Origin of the sequence: Emticicia agri (genome assembly GCF_004168285.1) — a bacterium.
Classification (GTDB): domain Bacteria; phylum Bacteroidota; class Bacteroidia; order Cytophagales; family Spirosomataceae; genus Emticicia; species Emticicia agri.
In genome coordinates this window covers 35321-59585 of record NZ_SEWF01000023.1, presented here as the reverse complement: position 1 = coordinate 59585, position 24265 = coordinate 35321, and the positions used below count along the sequence as shown (strand labels likewise).

25 protein-coding genes are annotated in these 24265 nt (G+C 38.5%); 15 read left to right on the top strand and 10 right to left on the bottom strand.

Annotated elements, in window-relative coordinates:
* Position 1 precedes the first annotated feature (1 nt).
* The gene (locus tag EWM59_RS15980) at positions 2 to 643 is read right to left on the bottom strand and encodes a hypothetical protein (RefSeq protein WP_130022234.1); all 642 of its coding nucleotides are present in this window, start codon (positions 641 to 643) and stop codon (positions 2 to 4) included.
* A 177-nt stretch (positions 644 to 820) separates the two neighbouring features.
* On the opposite strand from EWM59_RS15980, the gene EWM59_RS15975 reads away from it, so the two are divergent.
* The 4 genes from EWM59_RS15975 to EWM59_RS15960 all read left to right on the top strand — a co-directional run bounded on the left by EWM59_RS15975 (position 821) and on the right by EWM59_RS15960 (position 3443).
* Positions 821 to 1504 (top strand): helix-turn-helix transcriptional regulator, encoded by a 684-nt coding sequence (locus EWM59_RS15975; protein WP_130022233.1) that lies wholly within the window; start codon positions 821 to 823, stop codon positions 1502 to 1504.
* A 279-nt stretch (positions 1505 to 1783) separates the two neighbouring features.
* Positions 1784 to 2278: a DinB family protein gene (locus EWM59_RS15970; protein ID WP_130022232.1), complete on the top strand. Its 495-nt coding sequence runs from the start codon at positions 1784 to 1786 to the stop codon at positions 2276 to 2278.
* Positions 2279 to 2365: 87 nt separating this feature from the next.
* Positions 2366 to 2989: a GyrI-like domain-containing protein gene (locus EWM59_RS15965; RefSeq protein ID WP_130022231.1), complete on the top strand. Its 624-nt coding sequence runs from the start codon at positions 2366 to 2368 to the stop codon at positions 2987 to 2989.
* A 28-nt stretch (positions 2990 to 3017) separates the two neighbouring features.
* Complete coding sequence (locus tag EWM59_RS15960) at positions 3018 to 3443, top strand: SRPBCC family protein (RefSeq protein WP_130022230.1); 426 nt, start codon at positions 3018 to 3020, stop codon at positions 3441 to 3443.
* A gap of 51 nt (positions 3444 to 3494) precedes the next feature.
* Here EWM59_RS15960 and EWM59_RS15955 read toward each other — a convergent pair whose 3' ends face one another.
* The gene (locus tag EWM59_RS15955) at positions 3495 to 3884 is read right to left on the bottom strand and encodes a hypothetical protein (RefSeq protein WP_130022229.1); all 390 of its coding nucleotides are present in this window, start codon (positions 3882 to 3884) and stop codon (positions 3495 to 3497) included.
* A 72-nt stretch (positions 3885 to 3956) separates the two neighbouring features.
* Between EWM59_RS15955 and EWM59_RS15950 the strand changes: the two genes are divergently transcribed.
* Positions 3957 to 4928, top strand: coding sequence for a helix-turn-helix transcriptional regulator (locus EWM59_RS15950; RefSeq protein WP_130022228.1), 972 nt, complete (start codon positions 3957 to 3959; stop codon positions 4926 to 4928).
* 11 nt (positions 4929 to 4939) lie between these two features.
* On the opposite strand, the gene EWM59_RS15945 is transcribed toward EWM59_RS15950, so the two are convergent.
* The gene (locus tag EWM59_RS15945) at positions 4940 to 5398 is read right to left on the bottom strand and encodes a hypothetical protein (RefSeq protein ID WP_130022227.1); all 459 of its coding nucleotides are present in this window, start codon (positions 5396 to 5398) and stop codon (positions 4940 to 4942) included.
* A gap of 114 nt (positions 5399 to 5512) precedes the next feature.
* Here EWM59_RS15945 and EWM59_RS15940 point away from each other — a divergent pair, with 114 nt between their 5' ends.
* The gene (locus EWM59_RS15940) at positions 5513 to 6793 is read left to right on the top strand and encodes a hypothetical protein (RefSeq protein WP_130022226.1); all 1281 of its coding nucleotides are present in this window, start codon (positions 5513 to 5515) and stop codon (positions 6791 to 6793) included.
* 173 nt (positions 6794 to 6966) lie between these two features.
* On the opposite strand, the gene EWM59_RS15935 is transcribed toward EWM59_RS15940, so the two are convergent.
* Positions 6967 to 9144, bottom strand: coding sequence for a TonB-dependent receptor (locus tag EWM59_RS15935; protein ID WP_130022225.1), 2178 nt, complete (start codon positions 9142 to 9144; stop codon positions 6967 to 6969).
* A gap of 176 nt (positions 9145 to 9320) precedes the next feature.
* Between EWM59_RS15935 and EWM59_RS15930 the strand changes: the two genes are divergently transcribed.
* The 5 genes from EWM59_RS15930 (at position 9321) to EWM59_RS15910 (ending at position 12759) form a co-directional block, all read left to right on the top strand.
* A complete protein-coding gene (locus tag EWM59_RS15930; protein WP_130022224.1) occupies positions 9321 to 9842 on the top strand; it encodes a DNA topology modulation protein in 522 nt (173 codons plus the stop codon).
* A 231-nt stretch (positions 9843 to 10073) separates the two neighbouring features.
* Entirely contained in the window at positions 10074 to 10451 is a 378-nt protein-coding gene (locus tag EWM59_RS15925) for a hypothetical protein (protein ID WP_130022223.1), read from the top strand.
* Between the two features lie 9 nt (positions 10452 to 10460).
* Positions 10461 to 11270 (top strand): helix-turn-helix domain-containing protein, encoded by an 810-nt coding sequence (locus tag EWM59_RS15920; protein WP_130022222.1) that lies wholly within the window; start codon positions 10461 to 10463, stop codon positions 11268 to 11270.
* 69 nt (positions 11271 to 11339) lie between these two features.
* A complete protein-coding gene (locus tag EWM59_RS15915; protein ID WP_130022221.1) occupies positions 11340 to 12464 on the top strand; it encodes an alpha/beta fold hydrolase in 1125 nt (374 codons plus the stop codon).
* Entirely contained in the window at positions 12427 to 12759 is a 333-nt protein-coding gene (locus EWM59_RS15910) for an alpha/beta hydrolase (protein WP_165372193.1), read from the top strand. The genes EWM59_RS15915 and EWM59_RS15910 overlap by 38 nt, the downstream gene beginning before the upstream one ends.
* Before the next feature lie 96 nt (positions 12760 to 12855).
* Here the strand turns inward: EWM59_RS15910 and EWM59_RS15905 are convergent, their stop codons facing one another.
* The 3 genes from EWM59_RS15905 to EWM59_RS15895 form a co-directional block, all read right to left on the bottom strand.
* Positions 12856 to 13536, bottom strand: a complete 681-nt coding sequence (locus EWM59_RS15905; protein WP_130022219.1) for a carbohydrate-binding family 9-like protein — start codon at positions 13534 to 13536, stop codon at positions 12856 to 12858.
* Between the two features lie 77 nt (positions 13537 to 13613).
* Entirely contained in the window at positions 13614 to 14336 is a 723-nt protein-coding gene (locus EWM59_RS15900) for a YebC/PmpR family DNA-binding transcriptional regulator (protein WP_130022218.1), read from the bottom strand.
* A 267-nt stretch (positions 14337 to 14603) separates the two neighbouring features.
* Positions 14604 to 15254, bottom strand: coding sequence for a hypothetical protein (locus EWM59_RS15895; protein ID WP_130022217.1), 651 nt, complete (start codon positions 15252 to 15254; stop codon positions 14604 to 14606).
* A 161-nt stretch (positions 15255 to 15415) separates the two neighbouring features.
* On the opposite strand from EWM59_RS15895, the gene EWM59_RS15890 reads away from it, so the two are divergent.
* Both EWM59_RS15890 and EWM59_RS15885 read left to right on the top strand, forming a co-directional pair.
* Positions 15416 to 16741: a sensor histidine kinase gene (locus EWM59_RS15890; RefSeq protein ID WP_130022216.1), complete on the top strand. Its 1326-nt coding sequence runs from the start codon at positions 15416 to 15418 to the stop codon at positions 16739 to 16741.
* Positions 16742 to 16891: 150 nt separating this feature from the next.
* Complete coding sequence (locus tag EWM59_RS15885; protein ID WP_130022215.1) at positions 16892 to 18283, top strand: SGNH/GDSL hydrolase family protein; 1392 nt, start codon at positions 16892 to 16894, stop codon at positions 18281 to 18283.
* A gap of 87 nt (positions 18284 to 18370) precedes the next feature.
* On the opposite strand, the gene rpsB is transcribed toward EWM59_RS15885, so the two are convergent.
* From rpsB to rplM, 3 genes are all read right to left on the bottom strand, one after another.
* Positions 18371 to 19225, bottom strand: a complete 855-nt coding sequence (rpsB, locus tag EWM59_RS15880) for a 30S ribosomal protein S2 (RefSeq protein ID WP_130022214.1) — start codon at positions 19223 to 19225, stop codon at positions 18371 to 18373.
* Positions 19226 to 19381: 156 nt separating this feature from the next.
* The gene (rpsI, locus tag EWM59_RS15875) at positions 19382 to 19768 is read right to left on the bottom strand and encodes a 30S ribosomal protein S9 (protein ID WP_101724513.1); all 387 of its coding nucleotides are present in this window, start codon (positions 19766 to 19768) and stop codon (positions 19382 to 19384) included.
* Positions 19769 to 19819: 51 nt separating this feature from the next.
* Complete coding sequence (gene rplM / locus EWM59_RS15870; protein ID WP_130022213.1) at positions 19820 to 20269, bottom strand: 50S ribosomal protein L13; 450 nt, start codon at positions 20267 to 20269, stop codon at positions 19820 to 19822.
* Between the two features lie 350 nt (positions 20270 to 20619).
* Here rplM and EWM59_RS15865 point away from each other — a divergent pair, with 350 nt between their 5' ends.
* On the top strand, positions 20620 to 23064 hold the full coding sequence (locus EWM59_RS15865; protein ID WP_130022212.1) for a T9SS type A sorting domain-containing protein: 2445 nt from the start codon (positions 20620 to 20622) through the stop codon (positions 23062 to 23064).
* 98 nt (positions 23065 to 23162) lie between these two features.
* Positions 23163 to 24221 carry a ferredoxin--NADP reductase gene (locus EWM59_RS15860; protein WP_130022211.1) on the top strand — a complete coding sequence of 353 codons (1059 nt, stop codon included), beginning with the start codon at positions 23163 to 23165 and terminating at the stop codon, positions 24219 to 24221.
* The last annotated feature ends 44 nt before the right edge of the window (positions 24222 to 24265 follow it).

The following is a 24265-nucleotide window of genomic DNA, read 5'->3' as shown; positions in this document are numbered from 1 at the left end:
ATTAATTGGTTTGTGACAATAACCAGTTGGCGGCTCTTTCTCCCCAGTTTGGCGCAATACTTGAAGCTGGTTTGAATTTGGCAAATTTACTCAATGCTTCTTCAAATAAAGGGACTGATTTCTTTTTACCACCACCATAGGTTTCAGGCGTAAAATAAACACCTTGCGCTTCTAATAGTTTAGCTCTTGGGTTTTCAGGATTCAGTTTATACGCATTTTTTAAACCTGTACTCACAGCACCGCCATATTTCTGCCAGCGGTCTTGCGGTGCTACAGCCATCCGTGCCCCTGCTATATAGGCCTTCAAAACTTCAATTTCATCGTTGTTGGTTTGTAGTTTTTCGGCAGCAGCCAGAAATTTATCGGCTTTATCCAGCAACATATCTTTCTTATCGGCATCGGTTTCTGTAAAAGTCAGATTGGTTAAACCATACGCTGCCCAGTAATTAGGTAGCCATTCTTTTGGTTCAGCAGCGGCAATGCGCTCCAACTGGCTCACACCCTGCTTGGTATTTTCGGTGTTTTCAACTTCACTAAGCAGGTTAATGGCGTTTTCCATAGCTGATACATACTCGGCTTTCTGAGCAAAAGTGCTGACGAAAATTAAAGATAAAAAGCTGATAGTTAAAATAATTCGTTTCATTTCTAAAGGTGTTTAAATGATAAATGATGTCTTGTACATGATTGACGATTCGAAATTATATAGTAGTGCCTCAGCAAGACAGGAGTTTCTGACAAAGACCTGAATTGCCGGAGTAAAATGGGTTTTTAAAGGAGTAAATACTTTAGTACTTTTGAGCCATAAACTTATATTTCTCAAATGAATCGTATAGACCGCCTGATGGCTATTGTAACTACCTTACAATCCAGAAAATTTGTGAGTGCCGAAAGCATCTCAGAGAAGTTTGAAATCAGTGTGCGTACAGTCTATCGGGATATTAAGGCATTGGGCGAATTAGGTATTCCGGTGAGTTTTGAGAATCAGAAAGGTTATTTTATAGTACCGGGTTATTTTCTGCCTCCTGTGGCATTCAGTATAGAAGAAGCCAATGCACTTTTGCTGATGGAGAGTGTAACCGCAGGGTTTGCAGACAAATCTATCAGAAAACATTATTCTTCTGCGCTAAACAAAGTTAAGTCGGTTCTACGTACCAGTCAGAAAGAAAAAGTAGAGTTCCTGACAGATAATATAAAGTTACAGGTACCTCAGCGGTTAAGTAATGATTTTGAATACCTGAGTACCATTCAGAATGCTATTGTATCAAAGCATCTACTTGATATAGCCTATACCAGTAATAAAGAAGAAGTCAGCAGGCGGCAGGTAGAAGCTATAGGACTGGTTTTTTATGCTTTTAGCTGGCACATGATAGCCTGGTGCCATCTACGTGAAGAATACCGGGATTTTAAAGTCTCACGCATACGTACCATTCATGATACCGGATTACCTTTCAGAAAGCAAAATCATATCAGACTCAATGACTATCCGCTGCCTGTGGAATATTAGATAGTTCCTCCCGTGACAGTGAATAGAATTCACTGCCTAAGATATCAAAGGAATCATTGCTTACATGAGACCGACTTAAGTCGGCCGTTGAGATGAAAAAATACCTTCTGTTTTCTTAGCTACCGCCTCAGTAGTCCTACCAATTTTATTTGGTGAATATCGTCCAAAATTCTCTCTCAAAAATTTCTGAAAAAATTTTAAAAATTTCAAAAACCGACTGCCATAGGGTTGTCAGTGGGGTATGTTTACTTTGTAAGGTAAACTAAAACACAGCAAAAAATGACTATTATTCAGCAATTCTCAAGACAATTGGAGCAGGAAGCTCAAACCACACGCAAAATGTTAGCGATTGTTCCAAACGACAAGTATGACTGGAAACCACACGAAAAAAGCATGACAATTAAACGCTTAGCCACACACATTGCAGAGTTACCCACATGGATAAAAATGACATTGACAACCGATGAGTTAGATTTTGCCAATAATCCGTATGAGGTCGAAAACGTAAATAGCACCGGAGAATTATTAGCTTATTTTGAGAAAAATGTAGAAGAGGGCAGAGCTTATCTGAAAGAAGAATATGCCGATAAACTCTCGGAAAACTGGACACTTCGTAGTGGCGATACTATTTATAGTGTTGAGCCAAAGATTGACGTATTGCGTATGTCGTTGAGTCAGATTATTCATCACAGGGCGCAATTAGGAGTCTATCTACGCTTATTGGATATTCCGATTCCGGGGAGCTATGGCCCAAGTGCCGATGAGAGTTTTTAATCTAATCCCCACCACTTCAGACTATGTAGAGAGAGACTTGCAAGTCTTTCTCTACATTATTGAGAAGCCGAATCGTCTGACACTATTATGGAAAAATTAGATTTAAGTAAACAATATAAGGCTTACTATACTGCCACAACCAAACCTGCTTTGGTAGAGATAGATGCGGCAAGGTATCTGTCAATTGTAGGCAAAGGAGACCCCTCTCACCCTGACTATGCAGCTACCTTACAGGCTTTATATGCTACTACTTATCGCTTGAAATTCTATTATAAAGCACAAAAGAAGGATTTCGTAGTAGCAAAACTGGAAGGACTCTGGTGGTTTGATGAAGCATTGTACAAAGATGTATCAATGGCTGATGCACCTGTTCGGATACCCCGAAGCGAATGGCACTACAGAATGTTGATTCGCATGCCTGAATATGTTACGGCAGAAGTAGTTGAGCAGATAAGGAAAGAAGTAGTTGAAAAAAAGCAAATCGCTTTAGCCAATCAGGTAGGACTCTATGAAATGCACGAAGGCAAATGTGTACAACTATTGCACATAGGGCCTTTTGACAAAGAGCCTGAGAGTTTGCAGCAACTTATGCAATTCTCGGAGGCTAATCAACTGCAAAAAAATGGTTTCCACCATGAAATTTATCTTTCAGATTTCAACAAAACAGCACCCGAAAAGCTAAGAACGATATTGAGAGAGCCGGTAAAGTGAAACAAACTATATTAAACCAGAAATACCCATGACAAAAGAACTGAAAAAAACAATTGCGATAAGCGCATCAAAGGCAAAGGTTTGGGATGCCTTGACTAACCCGGAAAAAATTAAGAAATACTTGTTTGGAACCGAAACCAAAACAGACTGGCAAGTAGGTAGCCCTATTGTATTCTCTGGTATGTGGGATGATAAGCCCTATGAGGATAAAGGAACTATACTGGCTTTTGAGCCCGAAAAATCGTTGACTTATAATTACTGGAGTAACCTTAGCGGTACCGAGGAAAAACCCGAAAACTATGCGAATATCAGCTATTCGGTAGAAGAACAAGACGATAAAACCTTGCTAACTATCACACAAGACGGTTTTAAAGACGATGCTGCGTTAGAACGTTCAGAGAATGAGTGGGGTGCTGTATTGGAAGAAATAAAAAAAGTAGCAGAAGAAGGGTAAAATAATAGGGGACATAGCTTCCCCTATTATACCAAGTTTACATCCACGAAATTACTCTACTTTTAAAACTAACGTTTCTTTCAACCCTTTTATCTGCAAAAAAGCCATTAAGGCTACCCACAAAGCTACTGCCGACGTGAGGGCGTAACCTATGAGTGTGAGCCCAAACAATTGCCCGCCGACTACAATCAGGCTATCTGCTACCCACATAATATCTAAAGCAATAATCCATCGAACCAGTGTTTTATTGGTGATTTTCTGGCGTGAAGCATAATAGACCAATAAAGCAAAAGCTACCAGAAAAATACCTGTCGCCATAAAAGGCATGGTTTGAGATACCCCAAACAACTGAGCTGTAAAAGATGGAAATTCTATCAGTAGAAGACCTGTAGCACCTGAACTGAGGGCGTTAATCAACAATACATTTTTTAAAGTTGTCATATTATATCAATGTTTAATGATGAAACAAAGGTAGATTTGTCTCAGAACTAAGGATTGATAATTCACGACAAAATGAAAATATCAGCATTTCATCTACATCATATTTTAGAATATGCCTACATGAGAGGCATCTGCCGGCAGAAACTGATAAGTATCATGGAAAAGTCTCCGGTTAATTTTTCAGATGAAACAGCCACCGTAAGCGAAGAAGATTTTTATGCAGTGATAGATGTCCTGAATAAGCAATTGCAGGATGAGCGTTTGGGTATCCGTTTGGGCAATTTTCTGAATTTAGGTGCATTAGGGCTCATTTACCGGATATCTATGCAAGCGAGTACCATAGAAGAAGCACTTTACTACTTACAAACGTATCTGAACGCTACTTTTCCGATTGTGAACATCCAGACAACGATTGAAGCAGATTTGTTAAAGATTGGACTAAGCATAGAAAATGAACAGATAGAGGCCAACAGGATTATTTTAGAGAATATTCTTACAGTAATTGCCAGAGAACTAACCTTGATGACTACTAAAGCAGTAAGTATTATTAAAACTTCTCCGTTCTTTTCTAATGATTATCCTACCGACTGGCAGGCCTCAGCTAAATATGCTGTCAGTTTCACGCCTGCTATTCTAAAGGCAACTTTACAGGATAGAAGCCGCCAACAATTAGATGTGCTGATACCAGAATACCTGAAACTGATAGAGGGATTAAAATCGGAAGATAGTTTTGCCAATAAAGTAAAAATAGCATCGCTACACTTAGCAAAGCCCGAATTACCAGACCTCGCCAGTGTAGCAGATGCATTTCACCTTACACCTCGCACTTTTCAACGCCGATTACTGAGAGATAATATCACATTCCGACAAATTACTGATGAATTACGTAAACAAATCTCCAATCTATTGATACGGCATAACCGGTTTTCAATTACCGATATTTCTTATGTTTTAGGCTACTCCGAGCCGGCAGCCTTTATCCATTCATTTAAAAAGTGGTATGGTGATGCGCCCGACCGTATGCGTCAGAAAGCTTTTTCATAAGTTTGCCGGGACTATTCTACAGCATAATATTTATGCGCATTGAAGGCAATAGGTAGCCCGATCATCAACATCAGAACTACCATGCCTACAATAGCTTGGGTTATATTAAAGGGTCCTTGTGTAACATTCGACAGTGGCACTACAATGCGATTCATGATTACCCACACAAATGCCCCATAAAAAATTCCAGATGCTATTCTGTTGATATGGAGGAAACCGATTTTTGGATAAATCAGGAAATAGAAAAAGGTAAAAGCATAGGCAATAATGTAATGAAACAATAATCCCCACAGAATCATGCTATTGCCCCCGCTAAAGGCTTCTTTGCCAAATACTCCACTGGCGATATAATGGAATATCTTACTGGGGAATTTCCGGTTCAGAATGGTCGATGAAATGATAGCACCTGTCAGGTCTAATGAGCCTGCAATAAATCCGGTTAGCAAAATAACTTTATAATACGTCTTCATAATAATAGAAAAATGGTTGGGTTGCTCATAGGTTGATGACAGTACAAAAAACTAAATTTTTCATTGTATTTTTACAATCAAAATCCGTTCAATGTGGGTCAAAATACATTCAAAATGAATTCGATAGAAGATAAAGAACTGGTACAGCGCTGTTTGTCTGAGTTAAAAAAACAAATGGGATATACCGAATATATCAGGTTATCGCAGCGTGATATGGAGCATTTGAGCGAGGCTATTGAAGCCAGAACAAAAATTCTTATCAGCCTGTCAACCCTCAAACGTATTCTGAACGGACAGTTCGACCGTCTGCCACAAACTTCTACGCTCAATGCCCTTACTATATTTATCGGCTACGCAGGTTGGCACGATTTCAAGACCCGGAAACTGTTAGAAAACCCTGTTTCACTGCCTGCTACTGAAATTAATATTCCTGCTGCACAGGCAAAAGCACCCTCTAAAGCGTGGATTGGGATAGGCTTGTGTTTGCTGATTATAGTTATTGCCTTTTTATTGAAAACGCCTCTGTTAGGCTCGCAGAATAAAGCAGATATTCAGTTCACAGCACGGCAGACAAGCGCACAACAGATACCTAATAGTGTAGTATTTAATTATAATATAGATAAAGTAGCGGCCGATAGTTTTCATTTTCAGCAATCGTGGAATGAAAGATCCAAAATAGGTATTTTAAAAAACAGCCATACACTTACAGATATTTATTATGAGCCGGGCTACCATAAGGCTAAACTCATAGCCAATGGCAAAGTTCTGAAAGAAATAGGTGTCAATATTACTGCCAAAGACTGGTTTTGTTACAGTAAGACCGATTTTACCGAACTTAAACCCAGCTACTTTAGTAAAGGTAATGCTATACACGATGGAGTGTTAGGAATAACCGACGAAGCCATTGAAGAAAACAATATAGATTTTCAGAAAGACCAGATATATTTTTATACTTTTTGTCCTAAACTGATGGATATAGGAGGCGATAATTTTACCTATAAAGCACGCTTCCGCCTACGAAAAATTAAAAACACGCTTTGCCCCTGGATAATGACAGAAGTCTTTTGCGAGAACTCTTTTATGTATTTTACCAATACTATTCCGGGCTGTATCAGTGAAGTAAATGCTAAAATCAGCGAACATGAAATAAGAGGCAAAACCACAGACTTATCCCCATTCGGTTGTGATTTAACCCAATGGCAGGATTTAGAAATAAGGGTTATCAATAAAAATGTAACGGTCTATTTAGGCAATAAAAAGATATTTGAAAAACCCTACGAACAATCCCTCGGCCTGATAGCAGGAATCGGCTTTACCTCTAATGGTATTTGTGAAGTAGATAAAGTGAGTTTAGAGGATTTGAGGGAGAAAGTTGTTTATGGGAGTGAGTTTTGAATGAAAAGCCTGCGTGTCACGCCTCTACTCGGACTCAAAAGGGCGTGGCACCCTTACGTTAGGTGAGAACTATCTAAATCAATATCATCTTTGGTTGTTTTTTCTTTTCCAAAAAATAAGCGTGCCACGTTCGTTCTCAGACGAGTATAAACGTGACACGCTTTCCATAGCCCTTACAAATTATCCAAATCTGCCTCCTTAGGCTTCGACATCTGTTTCGATAAATTCATTGATAAGCCAATAAAGAAGGTGCGATACATAGGTGGAATTACTTCAAAACGCTGCTTGCCATCTCCTGAATAACGGTAGCCGAATACATTTTTGCGTGCAAATACATTATCAAGCGTAGCATAGAATACAATAAAGTTTCCTTTGATAGTACGGATATGGCTGGCCGATAAACTCACATTCTGATAAGGCTTGGTGTATTCGGGAGTAAACGAAGTAGTGGCAAAATCATAATTAGGTCGTCCGCTGGTATGAGTAAAAGTAACACCTACATTCGTGCCTATTTTCTCAAAGAATTGTTTATAAACCACGCTCACGTTATGTTTAGAAGCAAATGTAGGGGTAGTTGCTTTCTGATAATTTCTGAACAAACGCTCGGTATCTAAAAACGAGTAAGTCAACCAGAACTCACCACTTTTGATACTCTTCTTGTCTCTGAAAAACACATCGAAGCCTTGTGCATAACCTTTGCCGCTATTATCTGTTGGCCCTGTAGGGAAACGATAAGGATTAGGGTCATAATAGTTGGTATGTTCCAATACCAAATTCTTATAATCTTTCTTAAAGCCTTCTATTCTGAAAGTACGGTCGTTTTTAATTAGCTGATAGTTCAGAATCAGGTGGTTGGCTAATTCATACCCTAATTGCTGATTAAGATACAGGTAGTTCTTCTCAGGTGTCTGATAAAACTGCCCTGCGGCTAAAGATACCTGACTATACTGTCCGGTTTTATAGGCTAATGAGATACGAGGTGCGATATTGGCTTTGCTGATGACACTGGTATATTCTGTTCTCATACCAAATCTTCCGGCTAATTTTGGGGTCAGATATACTTCTGTTTCTACAAAAGCCGCACTATAATTATCTTTCAATCTGAAATCATACTCATTATAGATATTACCTACCCTGATGGCATGAAACTCCGCACCGAATAAAACCGAACTGGCATTGTTTTTACCAAATAGTCTGGTCATTACGGCACGTGCCTGTGTACGTTCATCTAATCTGTCGCCGTCGTCATTACCTATTTTTATTCTGTCAGTATTGTGGCTATATGATAAGCCTGTCAAAAGTACCCATCTACCCTCATCGAAATTAACCTGATAAGTGCCATTGGTAAATAGGTTTTTATTCTTTAAATCAAAACTATAATGAGTCCCGGCATCATCATAAGAAGGAAACAACATAGACGACTGACTGTCTGAATAAGTACCATATACTTTCAGGCTGCTGTTTTTGGTAAGGTTTTCATTAATAGTCAATGAAGTATTAATGCCTTGTGGTGCTTTATCAAATAGTACATTAGATTTCATCAGGTTAAAAAAGGGCGACAGGTTGGTATAATAGACAGAACCGGATATACTACCTTTATGCGTGTAAGTAGCACCTAACCCTGCCAGATTAGCTCCTATATTCCAGCCACTGGCATCGTCGGTTTTGTCTTTGGTATTGAGCAATAAAACTGATGAAAGTGCCTGCCCATATTGCGCCGAATATCCACCTGTACTGAAAGAAGTACCTTTAAACATAAATGGTGTAAAACGTCCCCGTTGAGGCACATCGGGCGTACTGCTGAAAAATGGATTCTGTACAATCATGCCATCAATCACGGTTTTAGTTTCATTGGCAGAGCCCCCTCTTACAAAGAGTCCCTCCTGTTCGCCTACACGTTGGGCACCGGGCAATAATTGCATCACTGCCGTAATATCTGCGCCACCACCTGCCGTTGTTACAATGTCTAATGGTTTCAGCATTACCATTTTTTTGCTATCTGATGCTTCGAATGTGCCTGCCGTAATCGTAACCGTATTCAGTACATTCATCGACTCCTGCATTTGAATAGTGAGTTCGAGTGTGGCATTATTTAAAGTAATTTTCTGTGCATAATTTTCGTAGCCAACAAAACTTGCAGCCAATGTAGCTGTATCTTTTCTACTGGTTCTGAAACTGAAATTACCCTCTGCATCGCTTGAGGCACCATCATAACTGCCTTTGATAAATACATTGGCTCCCGGGAGTGCTTCTCCCTTTTTATCAGTTATGCGTCCTTTAATAATAGTCTGGGCAAATAACTGGGGTATCAGAAAAAAAAGGAACAGGATATAGGGTAGTAGCTTGTTCATGTGCTGATTCGTTTAAATAATGAAACAAACCTATCTAAAACCTGTATGGAGTAGTAGGAATTTCTGACGAATACAGATTTTTACGGAGTAAATTAGGTTTAGAGAAAGATGGATAAAAAAGTAAATCTATAAACCCACTAAGAAACTCCTAAATTTGCAGTATAAATACTTAATCCATGAAGAAGATAGCTATTGTAGGTTGTGGTGGTGCTGGTAAATCTACTTTAGCACGTCAACTGTCAGAGATTCTACACTTACCTGTGATACATTTAGATAAAGAATTCTGGCAGCCCGGCTGGAAAATGCGGACTAAAGAAGAAGAGCAGAAAATAGTGGAGAAAATAGCAACACAAAACGAGTGGATTATTGATGGCAATTATCAGGACACAATGCCGATAAGGTTCGAAGCGGCAGATACCATTATTTTTTTAGACTTCCCGACCTTGCTTTGTTTAAGACGTGTAGTAAAAAGATTTTTCAAATACCGTGGTACTACCCGACCCGATATGACAGAGGGTTGCCCTGAAAAATTAGATTGGGAGTTCGTCAGTTGGATTATTGGTTACAGACATTCTTATCGCCCGATAGTTTTTAAGAGAATAGAACAGTATGGTGCTCATTGCCAGATTCTGATATTCCGCAAACCCGCACAAGTGGCACTTTTTCTGACTGATTTGGAAAAAAGTAGCAGCATTTAGCAACTTTTTCTGTTAATGACCCTCTAATAGCATTTAGTAAGGTTTACATTTATTCATGTAGCATAGAAACACTGAATAAAACCCAACCTTAAAAATTACCACTTATCAAATCTTATTACCATTCATATAAATTTCAATAACAACAAGGTACTATGTATAACAATGTATCTTTTATTGCCTTATATTTGTATTACAAATTATGAACTATAAACCGTTAAATTTTCAATAATTATGAAAAAGCTATTTAACTTAGTCCTCATTACAGTCTTATGTGTGGGTATTTTTTCTTCATGCAGAAACAAAGGAAATATTTCTATTTCACATAGTGAGTCTGATGATTTATATAAATTCGTGGCTCATTTTCCTGATGACAGAACCAAAGAAGTGCAGCGCTATCTGGATGATAAATTAGAGAATGGTGGTGATTTTTCTTTTGAAAATTCAAGAATTGACGGTACAATTGCGTTAGATAACAAAATGAATTTCTATATAAAAATGAATCCGGGGAGTTTGAAGATTGAAATGAATAAATCGAAAAATACCTACGAAAATTATGCCCGTATGCGGAAAATGGGTGAAGATATGGGAAAAATACTGACGAATAACTGATAAAGATTAATGGTTGAGATTTTTGATAATATTCATAAGATATACCAATACCGGTCTCCTTGTGGAGAACTGGCAGACTATATCGAATTTTTCTCAGAATCTTCTCCAAAAGCTACCCGTGAGCACATGGCTGATGCGCCTTTCAAGGTCAGGCTTTTTCCGAGCTGGACGCCTACATTCTGGTTTAATTTGGGCTCTCCTTATCAGTTATTGATTAGCAACAAACAGTATTCTATACAAACCGACGAGGACGTCTTACTTTTAAGAGACACTATTGTTGAAAGGTATAACCTACCAACCGACCATATTTTTACGGTTAAGTTTTCGCCCGGAGGCTTTGAAGCTATTTTCGGAATCAAGCAAAGTTTTTTAGGCGATAAACCCGTTCATTTAACTACCATTCTGCCAAATCAGTTAATACAGAAAATTAAAAGCGTAACTGATTTTGAAGAGCGGGTAAATCTGTTGCAAAACTTCTTTCTGATTATGTGTAAGAAACATGGGCATCAGAAACATGAATTCAGAACTGTGCAAAAAGCCATTGAAACTTACCATATCAGCCATATGGAATATAATAGTAGTGAAGTAGCCCGAGAGATATTTGCTACTAATAAAACCATTTACCGGTATTTTAATCAGGTAGTGGGTACTACGCCTAAAAACTACTTTTCAACCATCAGAGTACGTACAGCCTTACAGAATTATGTAGCTAAGAAACCGGATTTTAGCCCCTATGATTTTGGCTATTATGATATGAGTCATTTTTATAAAGATGTAGTGAAATTTACAGGACGTAAATTAATTGATAACCTTGCCTAAATTGTCCATTTTTTACTAAGTTTTACCTATGAAAGCCCATAGCTTTGCTGAAAAATACCAGTAATACTTATGAAAAAGCTTTCAGTTATCATTTTAGTAATTCTTACATTCAGCGCAACATTTGCGCAAAAGAAACCTGCGTACACCCCAAAAATAGAGCCTTGCCCTTGTGCTTTCAAAGCCGATAGTAGTCTGAAAACTACCTGTGCCTATCTGATTGTGCCCGAAAACAGAAATAAGCCTAACGGAAAAACCATCAAATTACCCTTTATCATTGCCGAAAGTAACAATCCCAATAAAAAGAAAGACCCGGTACTTTTTACAGGAGGTGGGCCAGGTGCCAGTTCGTTAGGTTTTATTGGCTCGGTTCATAACCGTTCTCTGATTAAAGACCGTGATTTTATTACTTTTGAGCAACGGGGTACTCACTTTGCCGTACCAAATTTAGATTGTAACGATATAGGAGAAGCCCTGAAAAAAGCTTTCATGTATAATCTGCCTAAAGACAGTATGCTATTGGTCGGGGTAAAACAATGCAGAAACAAATTGCTTGCGCAAGGCATCGATTTATCGGCCTACAACACAGTTGAGAGCGCAGCAGATATAGAGGATTTGCGGAAGGCCTTAAAAATTGATTCTTTAAACCTGTTTGGGGCTTCTTATAGTGGAGGACTCATGCCTACAGTACTTAAAAACTATCCTGATGGTATCAGGTCTTTAATTTTAGATTCACCATTGCCTCTGTTTGTGAATATTGATGAGGAAGAATTAGTCAACTTTAATGAGGCGTTAAATACGGTACTAACAAAATATGAGGCTGATACTATCGGTAATTTGCCCTACGGAAAACTGAAGGATAGATTTAAGCAATATTTTACAGCTATTACAGGTAAAGATTTTACGATTAAGTATCTTCCTAAGGATGCGAAAGATAGCCTGACCATTCACTATTCTCAAAGCGAGCTAATCGGTTATCTGTTAAATACACTGTATGATTTCTCACGAATCAAAGATATACCAATGATTGTTTCAGAAATGATACAAGGTCATCATCAGGTATATATAAAAGATTTTCTATCAGGTATTTTTCGTAATGGAGGCCCCTCGGGGATGCGTATGTCGGTCTATTGTTCTGATAAAATGGCTTATGCCCGTGATGCCATCATTCAACAGCAATATCAGTTATATCCTTGATGTATATCGCAGTATGTGCGATTGCTGGAAAGTACCTGCTATTGCCGCAGAAACTAAAATGCCTTTTTACTCAAAAGTGCCTGTGCTTTTAGGGGCAGGCGATACAGACCCAGCTACCCGACCTATCTATAACGATATGATGCATCATTTTATGACTAACAGCCAGCGTGTATTGTTTAAAGGGCGTTCACACTGCCCTACCATGAGAAAAGAAGGAGATACTTTTATCTCTCAGTTTTTAGATAACCCTTACAAAAAAGTCGTTTCTACCGATAAGGATATTGTGGTGTATTGATTAATAGACAATATTTTACCACGGAGTACCGCAGAGTTTGGAATTTTAATTTCCTCCTTAATTATTTGTATAATTCAATATAAATGCCCGATTTAATCATTTCAAATGAAGAAAACCAAAATGCTCAGGGCGGTGAAAGGCAGGATTTTTACCACTCATGGTTGGGCTCCAGCACAAGAAATTACATTCTTTAGGATTACATTTCCAATCTTTGTTTTTGTGTGATTGCAACGAAACTATGCGATAGAAATTAACACGATACTCTTTGGTTTGTTGTGAGCCAATCAGTGTCAAAGGTATTTGTAACGTACCGCTCCAGATTTCTCCGCTGGTCTGTACTATATGTTTTATTCCGGCGTTTTCGTAGCTAATCATATCAGCCGAATTTCCACCGCCATGCCCTTTGGTAGGGTTATGAATTTTTCCTATCCATAATACATTATTCGGGTTAATTTCTAACTCTAAATACCTGTCAGGCACGGCTGAGCCTTCGGCTATAAACACCTCAAAAACCTCCTGATTATACATTTCAGTGTTATGAACAGTGTAAGTATTTTCTTTCCAGTAAGGATTCTGTCTGCATTCAAAATCTACATACAGGTAATCATCATCATATTTTAGCTTTACCAGCGTTTCCTGTGGCGCTTGTAGCCCATCAGTAGAATGTCTGAAATATTTCTGGTCGAGAGGCTTCCATTCGTTTTTTGAAAGAGAAAGCGTATAATCAGCTAATGGCATAAAAAAGAATAAAATATAAGGATAAAGAAAATGAAGCATAGTATATATTTAGATGGAGCAATAAAAAAAACGTCAGAATCTTTTTAGGATTCTGACGAATATCAGTGATTACGAAATCAGGCGATTATCATGTTATGATAGACATTCTGCACATCGTCGTCCTCTTCCAGTTTTTCTATCAGTTTCTCTACATCGGCGGCTTGTTCTTCCGAAATAGTTTTCATATCTGTCGGAATTCTTTCGAAATCGGCTTGTAACAACTCAAAGCCTTTTTCTTCTAAGAATTTCTGAATAGCACCGAAAGCCGTAAACTCACCATAGATATTAATCTGATTGGTTTCTTCGTCTAAGAATACCTCTTCTGCACCAAAATCAATCAATTCAAACTCTAACTCTTCTACATCAATTTTGTCATTTTTGGCAATCTTAAATACAGATTTTCTGTCGAAGATAAAATCTAACATACCAGATGTGCCCAGACTACCGCCACATTTTGAAAAATAACTGCGGATATTAGCTACTGACCGATTGGTGTTATCGGTAGTACACTCAACTAATATGGCAATGCCATGTTGTGCGTAGCCCTCATATACCATCTCTTTGTAATCTTCCTGGTCTTTTGAAGAAGCCCTTTTAATAGCATTTTCAACGTTTGCCTTAGGCATATTAGCGGCCTTGGCATTCTGGATAATCGCTCTCAGACGAGAGTTACTATTTGGGTCTGGCCCGGCCGATTTTACAGCAATTGCTATATCTTTACCAATGCGGGTAAATGTTTTGGCCATTTGCCCCCAACGCTTCATTTTACGAGCTTTTCTAAATTCAAACGCTCTTCCCATATACTAAATATAATTTCTTTTTTTAATAATTATGTAGGTTATCTCAATAAGCTTGAAGACAAATAGATTTTGGGAAGACCGCGTGACGGTCACCCCATCCCCGACCCTTCCCCAACAGTGGGGAAGGGAGGTGAAGTCCCTCTCCCCATTGTTGGGGAGAGGGATTTAGGGAGTGGGGTCGTACCCGAATAAAATACTATATCTTTTCCTTTAAGACGACCTTGATTTGAGAGTGCGAAATTAGAAAATTTTACTTTAAAAATCCACTTATTTCTCTTTATATGGCAAATGTTTAGCTACTTGTGCTATTAACTGGCTCGACATATGGTGTGGTGTATCCAGACGGCTGTTAGGGCGTTGAGTAAGATTGGTTTTCCATAAAAGCTCGCCACTGGCAGCATTATACAGATTTACATTGGTAGATACGCCGTCATTCCCCATATAAGTAGGCATCATTGAATAACGGTTCTGGCGAGTAATAGTAATACCTAATTGTCCCCAGATAACGGCATCTACCCCTAACAATCGGGCTAACTGACCTTTATCCTGCTGGCCTATGTCTTCTAATCTGATACCACTTTCAGCTAAAATCTTATTGGTTTTAGAAAAATCCTGAAAAGCTAATTCGTATCTGCCTTTTTCTACCTGTTTGGCAGCGTAAGCAAACAATTCTTTCTGGGTGTCAAGGCTCGCCTCACGTTCCTGCTGACTAAAAAACTTCTGGGCACGGGTATCCGGTTTACGGTTGGCAGGGTTCTCAAACTGCACATCAAAAGGCAAAATAGCCACTTTCTGGTGGGTACTTTTTACTTTAGCAAAGTTATCTGACAAAAAATCTCTTGAAGCAGAACAGGCCGATAGCACCGCTGCTAAAAGGATTATGGCAATGAAATTTTTATTTGATTGTTTGGTTCTCATTTTATTATTGTTTTACCGAGTATTTAACGAAATTTGATAAAATTTCTTTTGTATTGTAGCACGATTTTTCAAATCATGGCTTTATTTTAGATGGGTTTATTTACAAAAGGATTAAAACCATATCTTTCTTTTAATTTCAGCTAAACAAGCAATTAAAATTCATGAGGCATTTTGCAATTGGTATCATCTGGCGTGTGGGTATTCTGAGTATAATTCTGATGGGACTGGTTTATTTTTTTCTACAAGGCCAATGGTCGGCTGTAGGGTTGTTTAGTATTTTAGTAGCCCTTATTTTCTTCTGGATTTTTACTTATACCACCTCTATTAATCGCAAATTAGCCCGTTTTTTCGAATCAGTGCGGTACTCCGATTTTACTGTAAAGTTTCGCTCTGATAATAAGTTAGGCAAGAGCTTTGAAGAAGTAAATCAGCAGTTTAATGGCGTATTAGAAGCCTTCCGTCAGGCACGTGCCGAAAAGGAGGCTAATCTGCATTATATCAATACCATTGTGCAACACGTAAACGTAGGACTTTTGTCTTACGATTCATCAGGGAATATCGAGTTAATTAACAATGCCGCTTTCAGGATTCTGAATATTTATCGGCTGCGTAATATTAATGAATTAGCCAAAACCAGCCACTCAGGCTTGTTTGATATTTTAAATGATATTTCATCAGGCAGTAAGGCTCTCTATCAGACGTCTAACGAAAAGCAGATTTCAATCAATGCCGCTACTGTCAGCCTTAGAGGGCGTGTGATTAAGCTGATTTCCTTGCAGAATATTCAGTCAGAACTTCAACAGAAAGAACTGGAAGCCTGGCAAAACCTGACCAAAGTATTGCGCCACGAGATTATGAACTCGGTAACACCTATTGTTTCACTGGCAAGTACCATGCGGGAAATTATTGAACTTGACCTGTCGGAAAAAGAGGATATTGAGGAAACTGTCAGCGATTTGAAAGAAGCACTCTTCACGATTGAAAACAGAAGTAAGGGAATCATGAACTTTGTGAATGCCTACCGGGAGTTTACAAGTATTCCTAAGCCTAAATTTGAAGAAACCAATTCAAAAGACCTGATAGCTCAGGTATTGAATCTGGTTCAGCCACAACTGAAAGAAAAACAGGTGGTTTTAAAGACTGATTTTAAGGAAGATTTTGAGTTATTGGCAGATACCGAGCAGATAGAAATGGTTTTGATTAATATTATTAAAAACGGCGTAGAGGCAGTTGAAAACCGATTGAATCCGCAGATAAAAATCAGAACTTATGAAATAGACGAACAGAGAATTATTGAAATTGCTGATAATGGCAGTGGTATTGAACCGGAAGCACTTGAGAAAATCTTTATTCCGTTTTATACCACCAAAAAAACAGGTTCCGGTATCGGGTTGAGTCTTTCAAGACAGATTATGCAGATGCACGGAGGCAACCTGAAAGTATCGTCGAAAGTCGGTGAGGGAAGCAAGTTTTTAATAATATTTTAACAAAAGAAATGAAGGCGTCTAATTAATTTTCAGCCGTTAAATAGGTAAAATACCATATAATAACAGACCTGACATGGGTTGAGTCATATTATCAGCCCCTTGAATTATATTTATGTACCGAATACCATTCGTATATAAAACAGTAATTCTATGAAAAACAACTGTTTGCTACTGATAGCCTTATCTACTTCTGTTTTTGCCTGTAAAGACAAAATGGATATAAAGGAGATTCCTCCTGTGGTAATAAATCCTGTGCCTATCGATTCTGTTGCCAATGCTATCGAAAAGGATAAAAGCCTGTATGCGCTACAACCTTTTGCTACAGGTGATACTATTACAAGACCTGTAAAACCTGATATACATTTCAATTGGGAAACCAGTACAGATTTAACCCCTCTGTCCGATAAGCCTAAAGAGGCGTTTAATTATACTGCCATTGGTGGAGGTCTCACAGCAGGCTGGCGTGATGGTGGTTTATACAGACAAGGACAACAAACGGCTTACCCAAACCTGATAGCGCACCAAATGGGATTAGTGAATTTCAAGACTCCATTATTCAGTGCTGAAAAAGGGAACGGAACAGGTTATAAAGTTTACAACAAAGCCAAAGTAACCTGGGATTATGTGGGGAACAATACAGCTATTGAACAAAAATTTCCTTTAAAATTGGAGAAATATGTGGGAGATGCAAATAATCTGGGTATGCCTAAAATGATTATTTCAGAAAGCAACTATTTTTCTTCAATAGCTAAAGGAAAAGATATTTATTATAACAATAAAAAGTACATGGTATTTCTTGAAAGATTTGCTAAAACTTCAAAAGAAGAAGATATTTCTTACAAGAAGCTGTTCTTTAAATCTGATAAAAAACCAGATTTCTTCTCTGTTGAAATAGGGATAGAAGATTTGGTTACTGCTTATCTGAACGGGCAACCTAACTCAATTCATGATGCCACCCTTCAAGATATTCTGGTTGATTATAACGGGTTATTTAACTCAGGAGCAAAAGGCGTACTTTGTACAGTACCAGATATGTTAGAAACTCCTTATTTCAATATATTCAAATTAATTGAAGAACAACTAAAAACCGTTTGGTATATAGATAAGTGGGGAAGCGTCCAACGACAAGCTACCCGAGTGAAACTGCTTCCTGTAGAAAGATTAAAAAATATGCTGTTAATCACAGAGTATGGCACTTTTGCCTCATCGCTCTATATTAATGATGTAGTAATGGATGACAATATCTATAGACGTGATTTATTGAACAGGCGACTCAGACAAATGGCAGAAGAGAAAAACTTTGCTTTGGTAGATTTGGAAGCATTATATGCAAAGATTCTTAAAGGAAACTATGTTACTGATGATGGCTTTGTGGTTAGCGGAAAGTTCCCGGAAGGTAATTTTTTCTCGCAAGATGGTATTTACCCCTCTGCTATCGGACAGGCTATCATAGCCAATGAGTTTATAAAAGCTATCAATAAAACCTACAAAACAAAAATCCCTTTAATCAATCTTACTGAATATAGTAAAAAGGTTTTTTAGGAGGATTGGCGACTTGAAAAGTTGCTATAAAACAAAACGGCCTGTAATCAGAGACTACAGACCGTTTTCAATATCAATGCAAGCAAATTATGCTTCTGTTTCTTCATCTGCTACTGCGTCAGCAACCGGAGCTTCCTCATTAATAGGTAGAACTGGTGTTTCATCAGCAACTACTGCAGCTTTAGGAGCTACTTCATCTACTGCACGTTTAGCATCTTCTTCTTCCTGAAGCGCAGCGTTATCTTTATCCATTTTACGCTCCATGATACCTTCTTCAATCGCTTTACCTAATGCAAGGGTTACTAAAGCAACTGATTTGTAAGCATCATCATTAGCCGGGATAGGATACTCAACTGATTCAGGATTTGAGTTAGTATCGCACATAGCAATTACCGGAATACCCAAACGGTGAGCTTCTGCTACTGCCAGGTGTTCACGTTTTACGTCAACTACAAACAAAGCAGCCGGAAGTCTTGATAAATCAGCAACACCACCCAATAGTCTTTCTAATTTGATACGATCACGATCAAGCATTAAGCGCTCACGTTTCGCCATATTGCCCGCTGTTGCTTCATCTTTCAACATGCGCTCAATATTCTGCAATTTTTTCAAAGATTTCTTGATAGTTGCAAAGTTTGTCAACATACCACCTAACCAACGCTCAGTTACGAAAGGCATCTTCAAGCGTTTTGCTTCTTCTGCTACAATTTCCTGTGCTTGTTTTTTGGTAGCAACAAACATGATTTTACGACCAGAACGAACAATACCTTTTACTACTTGTTGCGCTTCGTCAATACAAGCTAAAGTTTTGTTAAGGTCGATAATGTGGATACCGTTTTTCTCCATGAAAATATATGGAGCCATTTTCGGATCCCATTTGCGGGTAAGGTGACCAAAGTGTACACCTGCATCTAAAAGGTCTTTGTACTGTAATTGTGCCATTTTTGGTAAAAATGAAAAAAGTGTTTGAAAAAATTAAAATACGCAGCACAGCACGTCGGCATCACTGTAAGTGCTGTCTGGACAAAAAACAATTTACGAATTACATATAGCCGACGCCATACAGACGTAACAACCATATGTAATTCGTAAAAAATATTAACGTTTCGAGAATTGGAATCTCTTACGAGCTTTACGGCGACCGTATTTTTTACGCTCAACCATACGAGAGTCACGAGTTAAGAAACCTTCTTTTTTCAATGCAGGACGATTCTCGGTATTTGCTTCGCATAAAGCACGGGCAATTGCCATACGCACTGCTTCTGCTTGTCCGGCAATACCGCCACCTTGTACATTTACTTTAAGATCGTACTGACCAGTAGCATTTACCGCAGTAAATGGTTGGTTTAATACGATTTGTAGAATTTCAGAAGGGAAATACTCCTTTAATTCACGACCATTCACAGTAACTGCTCCATTTCCCTGTTTCATATAGATACGGGCAACGGCTGTTTTTCTTCTACCTACTGCGTTGATAACTTGCATTATTATATAGGATTTTTGAAAATTTTCTTAAAAAATAAAAATGATTACCCGTTAGAATTGCACCTCAACTGTTTTTGGCGATTGCGCTGCATGTGGGTGATTTGGTCCTTCGTACACATATAGATTCGTGTAAAGACGACGACCTAAACGGCCTTTCGGTAACATACCTTTTACGGCATATTCTACTACACGACGACCATCTTTTGCCATTAACTCACGAGGAGTAGCAAAACGTTGTCCACCTGGGTGGCCTGTATGGCGTGTATAAACTTTATCAGTCATTTTCTTTCCTGTCAGACGAACTTTCTCAGCGTTGATAACAATTACGTTATCACCACAGTCTACATGAGGAGTATAGTTTGTTTTGTTTTTACCACGAATGATATTCGCAATCTGGCTGCACAAACGACCTAAAATTTTGTCGGTAGCATCAATAACCACCCATTCTTTATTCACGGTTCCGCTATTGGCAGAAATCGTTTTGTAACTTAAATGTTTCACAATTTTAATTTTAAATGTGTTTGAAAAAAGCGCTCGTCATACGTGTTTTAATCATGGCCCCCAATAGCTCTGACCAAACACAATGACTTTTTTTCGTAAATTTTCGAGGTGTTGAAACAACACATAGCAACTCCGGAAACAGTCACTTCTCAAAATTAACAGTCCCCCCGAACTAACGGGCTACGCTACGAGGGTGGTATTTTGGGGCTGCAAAATTAGACATTTCCTGATAAAAAAGCAATAGTTTGTATTTTATTTTGTGCTAAATCATTGAAAATTAGTTCTTCTGATAAGAAGAAGCTAATTTTGTGAGATTTTAGAGTCATGTGATAACTCCCCCATAAACAGCAATGAAATTAAAACAACTTCTTAGCCTTGCCATTTTTGTGGTATTCTTAAAGCCAGCTATGGCGCAATGGAAACTGAATGACCAGACTCCCCTACCGATAAGTAGCGCTATCAATTTTCAGTCGGCACAGTTATATGCCACAGACGATGATGCCAACAGTTATTATGTATGGTCTGACTACCGCACAGGAGTGATAGAACTCTACGTACAGAAATTAGATAGCAGAGGGGTAGCGCAATGGCAAAAAGACGGCGTGCGTATAGGAAATGTATTAAATGCTTATGATGTATTGTATAGCCAGCGGGTAATCAGACCTGACGGGCAGGGGGGTGCATTTATCGGGTGGCATCTATTACCGGATGTAAACAACCGGGGGCACCGCCAGTTTTATGCACAACACATTGATAAAGATGGAAAAACTTTGTGGGCTCAGGGTGGTATAAAAGTAACCGACCGTGAGTTGTGGACATTTGAACCCTATGACGATGTATTTGATATAATAGTAAGTAACAACCAGCTACTGCTTATATTTAACCAGTTTGTTGGAAATACAGGAACCAATACAGTTTATACCAAGAAACTCGACTTTGATGGTAAAACAATAGAAGCCGAAAAGAAACTGTTTGAAAACAACAGAATAGAAGATAAGGTAATTTATGATGCCAAAAATAGCAGATTTCTGGCCTTGATGAAACACAATCAGTCTGATTATGTATTCCAGACATTTGATGCTACCAATCAACCATTGATACCTAATCCGATTCCGGTGTATCAGAATCCTGTCAGCGGTAATTCCCGTATCGATTTATTTAAAGTAGATAATCAGGGAAATGCAGTAATCGGAAGAACATTATCAATAGATGATGGCAGAAAAATGGTTTTTGCACATAAAGTAGATACAGAAGGTAAACCTCTCTGGGGTACTAATGGAGTAAAGATGGGTTCAGATTATACCTTTGATATACAGATTGTACCTACCAGCGATGGCGGAGGGGTTGCTACCTGGGTTGAAACAGCTAACCCTCAACAACCTTTTAAAATAGCTAAAATAACAGCTACCGGAGGGGTACTCTGGCAAAACGATGTTTTTACTCCTCGCTCTGACAAACCTTATATATTGCCTAATAAACTGGAGCCTGACGGCAAAGATGGTGCCTATACCCTATGGCTTACTCCAAAAACAATCGGATATGACCTCACAGTACAACATTTTGATAACAATGGTTCGGCAAGGTTTGGGGTTGATGGCATAGCCTTTAAAGATTTTACCTATTATAGTGGCCCTCGTGTTATACCTTATCCAAAGGGAGGTGTGATTGTATTCTGGGGAGCCAACAAAGAAGAGTCAGATGGCATAGGGTATACCGTTGATTTATATACCAATTATATTTCGGAAACCGGGCGTTTTGGGTTTGAAGAGTCGCCAACTATTGAGATAGCGCCATTGACAGCGAATACATTCTGTGCAGGAGAAACTTTCTCGGTTTCAGTGGTTACGCATGGTCCTGCTTTCAGTTTACAAAACAATTTCAAGGTATTAATCTCAGACAAAAACGGCAGTTTTGCTAATGCTACCGAAATCGGGCTGGATACCAGAAAAACAATTAATGTAAAGACTCTACAGGACTTAGAAAAAGGAACTTATAAATTAAAAGTAGTTTCTACATTGCCTGTCATAGAAAGTAGCAATGTAATAGAGATAGTTATCAATGAAGTAGGAGCACCTATTATTACTGCTGATAAAATGTCGGCTTGTCTTGGCGAAACATTTAAACTGACAGGCTCAGGCTGTGAGGGTGGAACTATTAAATGGTCAAACAATCAGGAAGGTACCTCTATTTCTATCACTTTAGAGAATACCTCTACCTTTACGGCTGCCTGTAGTATTCCGGGCTGTAAAAATAGTGTAGCGTCAAATGAAGTTTCGCTACAGGTAAATAAAGCAACTGCAACTGCCAGTAATTCAGGGCCGTTTAATACAGGGGAATCTATCAAATTAAGCAGTACCGGGGGAGTAAAATATGCATGGACAGGGCCTGCCAATTTTGTATCGACTGAACAAAATCCTACAATTGTGAACGCTACTCCGGCAATGGGAGGTACTTATACTGTAACTGTTACAGATAATAATAATTGTACAGCTAAAGCCGAAACGGCAGTAACGATTAATACTATTTTAGGACTGGAGAAAGAAATCAATATCCGTACATTCCCAAACCCGACAAGTCATGAAGTGATAGTAGAGTTCTATGCACAGGCAAATAATCAGGTTAATATTTCATTAATTGATATGAAAGGGGCAGTGGTAGGTGAACGGAAAATCAAAGCTACTGGCGGTTATCAGCAAGAGGTAGTAGATATCCGTTATTTTGCCCGGGGACAGTATCTGATAAAGGTAAATTCTGCAAAACAGGAAGTAATCAAAAAATTAATTATAGAAAATTAGAGAATTTAGTGATTGAGTGAATGAGCGATTGAGTGATTGATAAACTACCAGATTTAATCACTAAATCACCAAATCACTCATTCACTCAATAAACCAACATGGCATTAAAAACATATTTTCTTCAGGTAAAAGAAGTTGTTGTTGAAACTCCGGATTGTGTAACGATTTATTTCTGGCACCCACTGAGTGAGCAGATAAAATATAAAGCAGGGCAGTTTATTACAGTAATAGTACCTATTGATGGCAAAAAGGTACGTAGAAGTTATTCTATGTCCACCTCACCACATACAGATACAGCGCTTGGTATTACCGTAAAACGTGTATTGGGTGGACTGGTTTCTAACTATCTGAATGACAGAGTACAAGTAGGTGATTTTCTGGAAATTGTTGAACCGTTGGGTAATTTCTTTGTGGAACCTGATGCTGAAAAATCACGTCATTTGGTTCTTTTCGCTGCCGGAAGTGGAATAACCCCTATGATGTCGATCATAAAGTCAGTACTGAAAATGGAACCCGAATCAAGAATTACGCTGATTTACGGGAACCGTTCAGAGGGGAGCATCATTTTTAAAGATAAGATTGAAGAATTAGAATATAAATACCGTGAGCGCCTGAAAGTGCATCATATCATTTCAAGACCTTCTGATTACTGGGTAGGACAGGTAGGGCGTATCAGTCAGGGTATCAGCATCCGCTTCATGAAAGATTCTTATACTGATTTTGCTAAAGACCATTTTTATTTATGCGGGCCTGAAGGCATGATGGAAGATGTGATTAAAGGGCTGAATATCTATGAGGTTGATAAAAGCCAGATTCATCGGGAGAATTTCCATGCCCCGATGCTTGACGAAATTCATGTAGAAGAAACCGATAATTCGCTTAAAACCCAGATGGTAAAGGTTATTTATGATGGCGATGAATTTGAATTTGAAGTAAAACCTCACCAAAGCATCTTAGAAGCGGCACTGGATTTAGACATAGACCTACCCTATTCATGCCAGGCAGGTATGTGTACCGCCTGTATGGGCAAGTGTACAGAAGGGAAAGTAAAAATGGATGAAGAAGAAGGATTGACCGATAAAGAAATTGCACAAGGTTATATTCTTACCTGTGTTGCACACCCACTCACAGCCGGGGTAGTTGTAGAAATGGATTAAAAAAAAATTAAAACAATTCTATACGAATAGTAGTATTTCAATTC

What these genes read in the sequence shown, in the direction of transcription:
- EWM59_RS15980 (WP_130022234.1), bottom strand. Translation starts at nt 643, where the DNA reads ATGAAACGAATTATTTTAACTATCAGCTTTTTATCTTTAATTTTCGTC.
- EWM59_RS15975 (WP_130022233.1), top strand. Translation starts at nt 821, where the DNA reads ATGAATCGTATAGACCGCCTGATGGCTATTGTAACTACCTTACAATCC.
- EWM59_RS15970 (WP_130022232.1), top strand. Translation starts at nt 1,784, where the DNA reads ATGACTATTATTCAGCAATTCTCAAGACAATTGGAGCAGGAAGCTCAA.
- EWM59_RS15965 (WP_130022231.1), top strand. Translation starts at nt 2,366, where the DNA reads ATGGAAAAATTAGATTTAAGTAAACAATATAAGGCTTACTATACTGCC.
- EWM59_RS15960 (WP_130022230.1), top strand. Translation starts at nt 3,018, where the DNA reads ATGACAAAAGAACTGAAAAAAACAATTGCGATAAGCGCATCAAAGGCA.
- EWM59_RS15955 (WP_130022229.1), bottom strand. Translation starts at nt 3,884, where the DNA reads ATGACAACTTTAAAAAATGTATTGTTGATTAACGCCCTCAGTTCAGGT.
- EWM59_RS15950 (WP_130022228.1), top strand. Translation starts at nt 3,957, where the DNA reads ATGAAAATATCAGCATTTCATCTACATCATATTTTAGAATATGCCTAC.
- EWM59_RS15945 (WP_130022227.1), bottom strand. Translation starts at nt 5,398, where the DNA reads ATGAAGACGTATTATAAAGTTATTTTGCTAACCGGATTTATTGCAGGC.
- EWM59_RS15940 (WP_130022226.1), top strand. Translation starts at nt 5,513, where the DNA reads ATGAATTCGATAGAAGATAAAGAACTGGTACAGCGCTGTTTGTCTGAG.
- EWM59_RS15935 (WP_130022225.1), bottom strand. Translation starts at nt 9,144, where the DNA reads ATGAACAAGCTACTACCCTATATCCTGTTCCTTTTTTTTCTGATACCC.
- EWM59_RS15930 (WP_130022224.1), top strand. Translation starts at nt 9,321, where the DNA reads ATGAAGAAGATAGCTATTGTAGGTTGTGGTGGTGCTGGTAAATCTACT.
- EWM59_RS15925 (WP_130022223.1), top strand. Translation starts at nt 10,074, where the DNA reads ATGAAAAAGCTATTTAACTTAGTCCTCATTACAGTCTTATGTGTGGGT.
- EWM59_RS15920 (WP_130022222.1), top strand. Translation starts at nt 10,461, where the DNA reads ATGGTTGAGATTTTTGATAATATTCATAAGATATACCAATACCGGTCT.
- EWM59_RS15915 (WP_130022221.1), top strand. Translation starts at nt 11,340, where the DNA reads ATGAAAAAGCTTTCAGTTATCATTTTAGTAATTCTTACATTCAGCGCA.
- EWM59_RS15910 (WP_165372193.1), top strand. Translation starts at nt 12,427, where the DNA reads ATGCCATCATTCAACAGCAATATCAGTTATATCCTTGATGTATATCGC.
- EWM59_RS15905 (WP_130022219.1), bottom strand. Translation starts at nt 13,536, where the DNA reads ATGCTTCATTTTCTTTATCCTTATATTTTATTCTTTTTTATGCCATTA.
- EWM59_RS15900 (WP_130022218.1), bottom strand. Translation starts at nt 14,336, where the DNA reads ATGGGAAGAGCGTTTGAATTTAGAAAAGCTCGTAAAATGAAGCGTTGG.
- EWM59_RS15895 (WP_130022217.1), bottom strand. Translation starts at nt 15,254, where the DNA reads ATGAGAACCAAACAATCAAATAAAAATTTCATTGCCATAATCCTTTTA.
- EWM59_RS15890 (WP_130022216.1), top strand. Translation starts at nt 15,416, where the DNA reads ATGAGGCATTTTGCAATTGGTATCATCTGGCGTGTGGGTATTCTGAGT.
- EWM59_RS15885 (WP_130022215.1), top strand. Translation starts at nt 16,892, where the DNA reads ATGAAAAACAACTGTTTGCTACTGATAGCCTTATCTACTTCTGTTTTT.
- rpsB (WP_130022214.1), bottom strand. Translation starts at nt 19,225, where the DNA reads ATGGCACAATTACAGTACAAAGACCTTTTAGATGCAGGTGTACACTTT.
- rpsI (WP_101724513.1), bottom strand. Translation starts at nt 19,768, where the DNA reads ATGCAAGTTATCAACGCAGTAGGTAGAAGAAAAACAGCCGTTGCCCGT.
- EWM59_RS15865 (WP_130022212.1), top strand. Translation starts at nt 20,620, where the DNA reads ATGAAATTAAAACAACTTCTTAGCCTTGCCATTTTTGTGGTATTCTTA.
- EWM59_RS15860 (WP_130022211.1), top strand. Translation starts at nt 23,163, where the DNA reads ATGGCATTAAAAACATATTTTCTTCAGGTAAAAGAAGTTGTTGTTGAA.